The sequence below is a fragment of the Brevundimonas denitrificans genome (assembly GCF_030160755.1).
Lineage (GTDB): Bacteria > Pseudomonadota > Alphaproteobacteria > Caulobacterales > Caulobacteraceae > Brevundimonas > Brevundimonas denitrificans.
Map to the genome: position 1 here is coordinate 24,502 of NZ_BSOY01000029.1, position 8,448 is coordinate 32,949.

Genomic DNA, 8,448 nt, shown 5'->3' on the forward strand with positions numbered 1-8,448 from the left:
GCGCTTTTCGGACACAATCGCCGAAGGAAACGACACCGCTATTTCCAGATCGGCGCGCCGTCTCCCGGAAGGCCCAACCGGTCCCACATATCCGAGACCCGCTCGACGACGGCGTCGTCCATGCGAATCTCCTCGCCCCACTCCCGCTTCGTCTCGGGCGGCCATTTGTCTGTGGCGTCGAGGCCGATCTTGGAGCCGAGACCGCTCTCGGGGCTGGCGAAGTCGAGATAGTCGATCGGGGTGTTCTCGATCAGGGTGATGTCGCGCGCCGGGTCCATCTTGGTGGAGATGGCCCACATAACCTGTTTCCAGTCGCGGGCGTCGATGTCGTCGTCCACGACGATGACCCATTTGGTGTACATGAACTGGCGCAGATAGCTCCAGACGCCCAGCATCACCCGCTTGGCGTGGCCGGGGTAGGCCTTCTTCATCGACACCACGGCGATCCGGTAGCTGCAGCCCTCGGGCGGCAGCCAGAAGTCGGTGATCTCGGGGAACTGCGCCCTCAGCAGGGGGATGAAGACCTCGTTGAGCGCCTCGCCCAGCACCGAGGGCTCGTCGGGCGGGCGGCCGGTGAAGGTGGTCAGATAGATGGGATCGCGGCGCATGGTGACGGCCGTGACCTGGAAGACCGGGAAGGTCTCGACCGAATTGTAGTAGCCGGTGTGGTCGCCATAGGGGCCCTCGGCGGCGTGTTCGTCGAACAGGACATGGCCTTCAAGCACGATCTCGGCATTGGCGGGGACCATCAGGGGCACGGTCTTGCACGGGACCAGCTCGGCCTTCTGACCGCGCAGCAGGCCGGCGAACTGGTATTCGGACAGGGTGTCCGGGACGGGCGTCACGGCGGCGAGAATGGTGCCGGGGTCGGCGCCGAGCACGACGGCGCAGGGCAGGGGGCCCTTCTTCCCGGCCTTTTTATGCCGCGCATAGTGCTGGGCGCCGCCGCGGTGGGCCAGCCAGCGCATGATGGCCCTGTCCTTGCCGAGCACCTGCATGCGGTAGATGCCGAGGTTGAAGTCGTCCTCGCGGTCGTCGGAGGGACCCCTGGTCACGACGAGGCCCCAGGTGATCAGAGGGGCGGGCTCGCCGGGCCAGCAGCCCTGGACCGGCAGGCTGGTCAGGTCGATCTGGTCGCCCTTCAGCACCACCTGCTGCACCGGCGCGGACTTCACCACCTTCGGCCGCATCGACATGACCGTCCGGGCCAGGGGCAGCATCTCCATGGCGTCCGACAGGCCGCGCGGGGGCGTCGGATTGCGCAGGAAGGCCAGCAGTTCGCCGACCTCGCGCAGCTCGGCGGCGGTGGTGCGGACCTTCTTCTCCATGGTCACGCCCATGGCCACGCGCTTCACCGTGCCGAACAGATTGGCGAGGCAGGGGATGGGGCTGATCGAGCCGTCGGGCATGACGGGCTTTTCGAACAGCACCGCCGGGCCGCCGTTGCGCAGCAGCCGGGTCTGGATCTCGGTCATCTCCAGATGGGTGGAGACGGGCTCGGAGACGCGAACCAGTTCGCCCTCGGCCTCCAGCATGGCCATGAAGTCGCGCAGGGATTTGTAGGCCAATGAAACGCTCCGGTCCGGGCGTCTGGATTAGGCGGACGCGGCCGTCCTGTCACGCCGTCCGAGGGTGCGGTCGATCGCCACGACGGTCAGGCCGACGACGCCGAAGAAGGCCAGCAGGCCGCACAGGTTCAGCAGGGTGCGTCCCAGACCCAGTTCGGCGACATCGATGAACCAGTAGGGATACCAGCCGCTGACCGCCCCGAGCAGCAGGAGCCAGCCGCTGTAGATCAGGGGGAAGGCCAGCCATTTGCCGGCGTCGATCCAGCGCAGCCGGCCGTTGGGGGTGAATACCAGCCAGTCGATCAGGATGGCGACCGGCATGACATAGTGCAGGCCGATGTTGGCTACCTGGTACAGGCCCTGCGGGTTCCATGTGGCGTGAAGCAGGAAATGGTACACCAGCCCGACGACCACGGCGTACATGGTCACCCCGGCGCGGACGCCTTCCGACGACGCCCAGCGTCCCGGCCGCGTCCGGACCCCGATCAGCGGAAGGGTCAGGGCGACGGCGACCAGCAGATTGGTCTGGATGGTGAAGAAGCTGAAGAAATGCAGCGTTCGCGTGGCGGTCTCCGCCGGGGTCAGCCCCGAGATCGTCAGGCCGTAGTAGAGCCCCACGGAGGCCCAGCCGACGACGGCGAACACGCCGCGCCAGATCAGGGCGGCGCGCGACCAGTCCATCAGTACGCCCGCGTATCGGAAACCAGCGCCCACAGCGGCAGCCGAAGCGCGTGGGTCGCGGCGCCGATCTGGGCGGTGGTGAGGTGGGCGCGGCCGGCCTCGGCGCGCCGGGTTTCCTCGGCCGACATGTGCAGCAGGACGGCGAAGTCGTCGATCGACAGACCGCGCGCCTGCCGCCACCGCTTCAACCTTGCGCCGATCGCCGCGTCGAGCGGATCGACGCCGGGAAATCCCAGCACCGAGCCCATCCAGTCGCTCCCTCGCGCGCCGACTGTCCCCGGCGCTTCAGCGCCATTCTTCGTCCCAGTTGAACGCCTTGTCGAGCCAGTCGCCGAGGCGGCCGTCCGGGGAGGCCAGGGCGTGGATGCGGTCCATCTCCTCGGACGAAAGCCGGAAGTCGAAGACGTCGAAATTCTCCTCGGCCCGGCTGACCTTCGCGGTGCGGGGGATGGCGATGACGTTCTGCTGGATCAGCCAGCGCAGGGTCACCTGTCCGGCGGTCTTGCCGTGGGCGCGGCCGATCGCGTTAAGGGTGGCGTCGTCGGCGATCTTGCCCTGGGCGAGAGGCGACCAGGCGGTGATGGAGGAGCCGAGATCCCTGGCCGTTTCGAGCAGCTTCGTGAGCTTGAGGTAGGGGTGGTATTCGACCTGGTTGGTGACCAGTTTCGCCTTCGACAGGGACTGGGCCCGGCGGAACTCGGCCGCGGGAAAATTGGACAGGCCGATGGTGCGGGTCAGGCCGAGGTCCTTCGCCTCATTGAGGGCGCCGAGAGTCTCTTCCCACGCGGGCTCGGCCTTCGGCCAGTGCAGCAGCAGCAGGTCGGGGGTGAAGCCGAGGCTGGCGGCGGATTCCCTCGCCTGTTTCAGCAGGCCCTCGCGGTCGAAATGGGCGACCCAGATCTTGGTGGTCAGCCAGATGTCGTCGCGGGTCACATGGCCGGCGGCGATGGCGTCGCGGATGCCGTCTCCGACTGCCGCCTCATTGTGATAGATCCAGGCCGTGTCGATGTGGCGATAGCCGATGCGCAGGGCCTCGGCGACCATGCGCCGGGCGTCCTCGGGCGTCAGGTTCCATGTGCCGAAGCCGAGCAGCGGAATGGCGTGGCCGTCGACGGTGATGGCGAGCTGGTCGGTCATGGGAGGCTCCTGCGGGGGGGAGCGGTTTAACTGGGGACCGCAGCCGTTGGTTCAACCAGCCAGTCGAACATCTCGTCCCACAGGCCCTCCATGCCGCGGCGGAAGGCGCCTTCGTGGCCGATGCGGGCGGCGCCGTAGTCGGCCGGGGCGCGGACGACGACCTCTCGCGGAGCGTTGGGATAGATCTGCAGCAGGATCGGCGAGGTGACTGGCGTGGCGATAGGATCGTCGGTGAAGATCCACGAGCGGACCGGCGCCGTCACGGCCTCGAAATGATGCGGCTGCAGCCGGTCCTTCAGCTCATCGAGGAAGTAGGACTCCTTCAGGCACCAGCGCCGCCAGGTCTTCCAGACGCCGGCCGGCAGGTCGGTCCCGGCCCACAGGCCGCCGCCCTTGATATAGCCGCGACGCCGCAGGCTCCACGGGCCGTAGGCGAGCCAGAAAAACAGCTCGAGCGGATTGTAGGACCGGTGGTGCCGGCCCCACCAGCCGCTCCCCACCGAGACGAAGGCGTGACGGTCGATGCGGTGGTGATTGGGCATGAAGCCGAGAAAATGGCCGCCCACGCTGTGCCCGACATGGACGACGGGCAGGTCCGGGGCGGCGGCGATCAGGGCGTCCAGGGCCGCGGGCATGTCGAGCCGGCCCCAGTCGGGATAGTCCATCTGAAGGGCCGCGAGGTCGTCCGGCCGCGAGCCGGCGATGCCGCGGAAATCATAGGTCAGCACCGTCGCCCCGCGCCCCGCCAGATGGCGGGCGAACCGGTCATAGAAGCCCTTGGGAAAGCCGGTGCCCGAACTGACCAGGACGGCAAGGGTCGGAGACTCGGCGGAGACCAGCCGCATCGACAGCGGATAGCCGTCAGAGGCCTCGGCGATGAAGTCGCGGATGACGGGGTCGCTCATTGGGGGTCCGTAGCTATTCGCAACGAACCTAGCCGATTGACGCGGCGTCAGGTCAAGCGCTCTTGGAGCGGAGGCCGTCCTCGGCTAAAGCCCGCGCCTTCTCCTGTTTTCCGGGCCTTCTCGCCATGACCGATCTTCCCGACCGCCTCTGCGTCGATCCCGACAGCCCGTTCTACGACGCCGACCTGCTGGCGAAGGGAATCGGCGTCCGCTTCAAGGGCGAGGAAAAGACCAATGTCGAGGAATACTGCATCTCGGAAGGCTGGGTCCGTCTGGCCGTCGGCAACCGGGTCGACCGCCGGGGCAAGGCCCTGACCGTCAAGCTGCAGGGTCCGGTCGAGGCCTGGGTCAAGGGCGAGTAGTCCTGTCGGCGCTTATGGCGCCATCGAAAAAACTCTGACGCGGACCGCTTGTCGGCTCCCCCTGCAGGGTTCAGGTTCCGGCGCCTCAATGAGTCCCGGAGCCGTCATGCGCCTGTCCGTTCGCCTTCTCGCCGCCAGCGCCCTGGCCCTGACCCTCGTGGCGGCGCCCGCCATGGCGCAGGACGCCGCCACCATCGGGCGGGCCGAGACCATCCGCGACGCGGCGCTGAACCAGAACATCGCGCTGGACTACATCACCCAGCTGACCACCCGTTTCGGCCCGCGGCCGGCGGGATCCAAGGCCGAGCAGGACGCCTCGGCCTGGGCCGCCGACTATATGCGGGCCCAAGGCTTCCAGAATGTGCGCATCGAACAGTTCCCTCTGGTCGGCTGGGAGCGGGGTGAGGAGAGCGGCTCGATCGTCGGCGCCCGGCCGCAGCGGCTGGTCCTCGCCGCCCTCGGCCATTCGCCCGGCACCAACGGCGTCATCGAGGCCGAGGTGGTGCGGTTCGACAGCCTTGAGGCGCTGAACGCCGCTCCTGCCGGGTCTCTGGCGGGCAAGATCGCCTATGTCGACGCCGGCCAGATGGTGCGGATGCAGGACGGCTCGGGCTATGGCCCGCTGACGCGCATCCGGGGCGCCGGTCCCGCCGCGGCGGCGGCCAAGGGGGCCGTGGCCTTCATCATGCGCTCGGTCGGCTCGGACGAGCACCGCATGCCGCACACCGGAACCACCCGCTATGTCGACGGCGTCGTGCCCCTGCCGGGCTTCGCCCTGGCCGCGCCGGACGCCGACACGGTCTCGCGCCTGATCGCCATGGGCGAGACGGTGCGCCTCCGCCTGTCCTCGACGGCCCACACCTATCAGACGGTCAGCCAGAATGTGATCGGCGACATTCCCGGCCGCTCGCGGCCCGATGAGATCATCGTCCTGGGCTCGCACATGGACAGCTGGGACCTGGGCACGGGCGCCATTGACGACGGCGCCGGCGGAGCCATCACCCTGGCGGCGGCCAAGGCCATCCGCGACAGCGGCCGGCGACCCGCGCGGACGGTCCGCGTCGTCCTGTACGGTTCGGAAGAGGTGGCCCAGCCGACCGACACCGGCAACGGCGGCGGCGCTTATCTGCGCGGCATCGGGACGGCGGTGGAGCAGCACATCCTCGCCGGCGAGAGCGATTTCGGCGCCGACCGGGTCTATGCGCTGCAACTGCCGCCCGGCGCCCAGGGCTCGGAATTCGCCCGGGCCGCGGCGCGGGTGCTGTATCCGATCGGCGTCCTGGCCTCATCGACGCCGGAACTGAGCGGCGGCGCGGATATCGGTCCGCTGGCGGCCTCGGGCGTGCCGGTGTTCGGCCTGAACCAGGACGGCACCCGCTATTTCGACCTGCACCACACGGCGGACGACACGCTGGACAAGATCGATCCGGCGCAGCTGAGCCAGAATGTGGCGGCCTGGGCGGGACTGATCTGGCTGGTCGCGGATTCGGACGTGGACTTCCGGGCGATGCGGACGGCGGCGGAAGCGGCGTCAGCGGGTCGCTAGGCGGGGCGGCGCCACAACTTGACCGACGGTCATTTCACGTCAGAGTGGAGTGCGCCGAAACGGCAGGCTGGAGGCTTGAATGACTGACCCGGATATCACCGTCGCTCCTCACGCGGGCGCCACGAATGTCCACGTCCACGTCGCGCCGCAGGATACGGGCCTGGCGGTCGCGTCCCTGGTTCTGGGCGTCTTCGCCATCTGCACGGTCTGGATTCCGTTCATCGGGCTGATCGCCTGGATTCTGGCCCCTCTCGGTCTGATCCTCGGCCTGGTGGCGTTGAAGCGGCCGGCCGGTCCGGGCCGGGGCGTGGCGATCGCGGGAATCGTCTGTTCGGCGATCGGCCTGCTGGGGTGCATCGGCTGGATCGTCCTGATCGGCGCCGTGGCGACGGTAGGCGTCGCGCCGTGATCCTGAAACATCGCCGGGGCCGGTGACGGGCGGCGGCAGGAGACCGACATGGCCCTGGTCCGCTTCCTGTTCGGCGTAACCGGTCGGCTTGACCGACGAGGGTACGGTCTGGCCGTGCTGGGCTGGATGTTGTGGTTGATGGTCGTCCAGCGGTTCACCGTCGGACTACCCGATTTCACGACCAGCGGCCGCCTGCTCGACATGCTGTGGGACGGCGACAGGGCCTGGGGCCCGACCCTGGATGCGGCCGTTCACGCCGCGGGCGATCTCCAGGTGCGATACGCGGTGTTCGCCGCCCTTGTGACGTTGGCCTTCGCCTCCTTTCTGACCCTCACCGCGCGGCGGCTTCACGATATCGGCCGTCCGGCGGCCTATGCCTGGATCGCGGTGCTGCCGTTTCTCGGGCCGCAGGCGGTGTTCTACGTCCTGCTCTTCCTTCCGGGCGATCGGGACGCCAACCGGTATGGGGGCGTCGGCAGACCCGGAGCGTCCGCCGACGAAGCAGCAGACCTTTCCCATCCGCCCGCAAGTCCGTAGAGCGGGCTGCCTGCGAGCGTGGCGAAACTGGTAGACGCAAGGGACTTAAAATCCCTCGACTTCGGTCATGCGGGTTCGACCCCCGCCGCTCGCACCAGACCCCTCCGGCGCCGGGGCCGTTTGACCGGCGTCAAGGCGCAGCCGGCCCCGGGCTGTCATTGAGCGGAGCCATGACCCCGTTGATCCCGACCCCGCCTGCCGCCCCGGACCCGGGACTCCGCCCGGAGACGGGCCGCGGATGAAACCCGACGGGCTGCACGGGCTGACGGCGCTCGAGGCTGAACAGCGTCTGGCTTCGGTCGGCGCCAACGAGATCGAGGCGACCGGCCGCCGGAACCTGTGGCGCATCGTCAGGGACACCCTGCGCGAGCCGATGTTCCTGCTGCTGGCCGCCGCCGCCGTCCTCTATCTCGCCCTCGGCGACCTCGGCGAGGGCCTGTTCCTGATGATCGGCGCCGTGGTCGCCATCGGTCTCGTCGTGATCCAGGAAGCGCGCAGCGAGGGCGCGCTGGCCGCGCTGCGCGACCTCGCCCAGCCTTGGGCGCGGGTCATTCGCGACGGAGTCGACCGGCGGATTCCCACCCGCGAGCTGGTCCCCGACGACATCCTGCTGATCGCCGAGGGGGAGCGGCTGCCCGCCGACGGCGTGCTCAGGGCGGGCGATGTGCTGGGCGTCGACGAATCGACCCTGACCGGGGAGTCCGCGCCGGTGTCCAAGGAGCCGGCCGCCTCCGACGCCCGGCTCGACGACTGGCCCGAACCGGGGGCCGAGACGGGCCCCTTCCTGTTCGCGGGAACCCTGGTGGTCCGGGGGCATGGGGTGGTGCGGGTCGTTCGTACGGGCCCACGGTCCGCCCTGGGGCGCATCGGACGATCGCTCGCCGGGATCGCCCAGGAACCGTCGCCGCTGCAGAAGACCGCCGGGCGGCTGGTCGGCGTGCTCGGCGGCGTGGCCATCGTCTTCTGCGGGGTGGTGGCCCTGACCTATGGCCTGCTGCGCGACGACTGGATCGGCGGGGTGCTGGCGGGCATCACCGTCGCCATCGCGCTCATCCCGGAAGAGTTTCCGATGGTGCTGGCGGTGTTCCTGGCGGCGGGCGCGCTGCGGCTGGCCCGCCACCAGGTGCTGGCGCGACGCGGCGCGGCGATCGAGGCGCTGGGCGGCGCCACCGTCCTGTGCGTCGACAAGACCGGCACTCTGACCGAGAACCGCATGCAGGTGGCCCGCCTGTGGACGCCCGAGGGCGACACGGCGGTCGCGGATTCCGGGCCGCCGGTCGGGGCGGCGGCCGGATTGCTCCGG

Annotated in this window: 10 protein-coding genes and 1 tRNA gene; 6 read left to right on the forward strand and 5 right to left on the reverse strand. The window is 69.2% G+C overall.

Translation table 11 applies throughout. The annotated features are described in order from the left end of the window. Positions 1 to 38 precede the first annotated feature (38 nt). Genes QQJ79_RS08030 through QQJ79_RS08050 form a run of 5 tightly spaced genes read right to left on the reverse strand, consistent with a single transcriptional unit; the run spans position 39 to position 4,291 of the window. Positions 39 to 1,568, reverse strand: coding sequence for a UbiD family decarboxylase (locus QQJ79_RS08030; RefSeq protein ID WP_284222411.1), 1,530 nt, complete (start codon positions 1,566 to 1,568; stop codon positions 39 to 41). Positions 1,569 to 1,595: 27 nt separating this feature from the next. Next, on the reverse strand, positions 1,596 to 2,249 hold the full coding sequence (locus QQJ79_RS08035; RefSeq protein WP_284222412.1) for a Pr6Pr family membrane protein: 654 nt from the start codon (positions 2,247 to 2,249) through the stop codon (positions 1,596 to 1,598). Beyond that, positions 2,249 to 2,497, reverse strand: coding sequence for a helix-turn-helix domain-containing protein (locus tag QQJ79_RS08040; protein ID WP_284222413.1), 249 nt, complete (start codon positions 2,495 to 2,497; stop codon positions 2,249 to 2,251). The genes QQJ79_RS08035 and QQJ79_RS08040 overlap by 1 nt, the downstream gene beginning before the upstream one ends. A 37-nt stretch (positions 2,498 to 2,534) precedes the next feature. Next, positions 2,535 to 3,386: an aldo/keto reductase gene (locus QQJ79_RS08045; protein WP_284222414.1), complete on the reverse strand. Its 852-nt coding sequence runs from the start codon at positions 3,384 to 3,386 to the stop codon at positions 2,535 to 2,537. A 26-nt stretch (positions 3,387 to 3,412) separates the two neighbouring features. Further along, a complete protein-coding gene (locus QQJ79_RS08050) occupies positions 3,413 to 4,291 on the reverse strand; it encodes an alpha/beta hydrolase family protein (RefSeq protein ID WP_284222415.1) in 879 nt (292 codons plus the stop codon). Between the two features lie 125 nt (positions 4,292 to 4,416). On the opposite strand from QQJ79_RS08050, the gene QQJ79_RS08055 reads away from it, so the two are divergent. From QQJ79_RS08055 to QQJ79_RS08080, 6 genes are all read left to right on the forward strand, one after another. Next, a complete protein-coding gene (locus QQJ79_RS08055) occupies positions 4,417 to 4,653 on the forward strand; it encodes a DUF3297 family protein (protein WP_284222416.1) in 237 nt (78 codons plus the stop codon). Between the two features lie 106 nt (positions 4,654 to 4,759). Next, a complete protein-coding gene (locus tag QQJ79_RS08060; protein ID WP_284222417.1) occupies positions 4,760 to 6,199 on the forward strand; it encodes a M20/M25/M40 family metallo-hydrolase in 1,440 nt (479 codons plus the stop codon). A gap of 79 nt (positions 6,200 to 6,278) precedes the next feature. Next, positions 6,279 to 6,608 carry a hypothetical protein gene (locus QQJ79_RS08065; RefSeq protein ID WP_284222418.1) on the forward strand — a complete coding sequence of 110 codons (330 nt, stop codon included), beginning with the start codon at positions 6,279 to 6,281 and terminating at the stop codon, positions 6,606 to 6,608. 48 nt (positions 6,609 to 6,656) lie between these two features. Beyond that, positions 6,657 to 7,145, forward strand: coding sequence for a DUF805 domain-containing protein (locus QQJ79_RS08070; RefSeq protein WP_284222419.1), 489 nt, complete (start codon positions 6,657 to 6,659; stop codon positions 7,143 to 7,145). A 12-nt stretch (positions 7,146 to 7,157) separates the two neighbouring features. Further along, positions 7,158 to 7,242: transfer RNA gene (locus QQJ79_RS08075), tRNA-Leu, on the forward strand. 141 nt (positions 7,243 to 7,383) lie between these two features. Next, positions 7,384 to 8,448: HAD-IC family P-type ATPase (locus QQJ79_RS08080; protein ID WP_284222420.1), on the forward strand; the 1,065-nt coding region annotated here is incomplete at its 3' end.

Coding starts and splice junctions, on each gene's coding strand:
- QQJ79_RS08035 (WP_284222412.1), bottom strand. CDS start 2,249: ATGGACTGGTCGCGCGCCGCCCTGATCTGGCGCGGCGTGTTCGCCGTC.
- QQJ79_RS08055 (WP_284222416.1), top strand. CDS start 4,417: ATGACCGATCTTCCCGACCGCCTCTGCGTCGATCCCGACAGCCCGTTC.
- QQJ79_RS08065 (WP_284222418.1), top strand. CDS start 6,279: ATGACTGACCCGGATATCACCGTCGCTCCTCACGCGGGCGCCACGAAT.
- QQJ79_RS08050 (WP_284222415.1), bottom strand. CDS start 4,291: ATGAGCGACCCCGTCATCCGCGACTTCATCGCCGAGGCCTCTGACGGC.
- QQJ79_RS08040 (WP_284222413.1), bottom strand. CDS start 2,497: ATGGGCTCGGTGCTGGGATTTCCCGGCGTCGATCCGCTCGACGCGGCG.
- QQJ79_RS08070 (WP_284222419.1), top strand. CDS start 6,657: ATGGCCCTGGTCCGCTTCCTGTTCGGCGTAACCGGTCGGCTTGACCGA.
- QQJ79_RS08060 (WP_284222417.1), top strand. CDS start 4,760: ATGCGCCTGTCCGTTCGCCTTCTCGCCGCCAGCGCCCTGGCCCTGACC.
- QQJ79_RS08045 (WP_284222414.1), bottom strand. CDS start 3,386: ATGACCGACCAGCTCGCCATCACCGTCGACGGCCACGCCATTCCGCTG.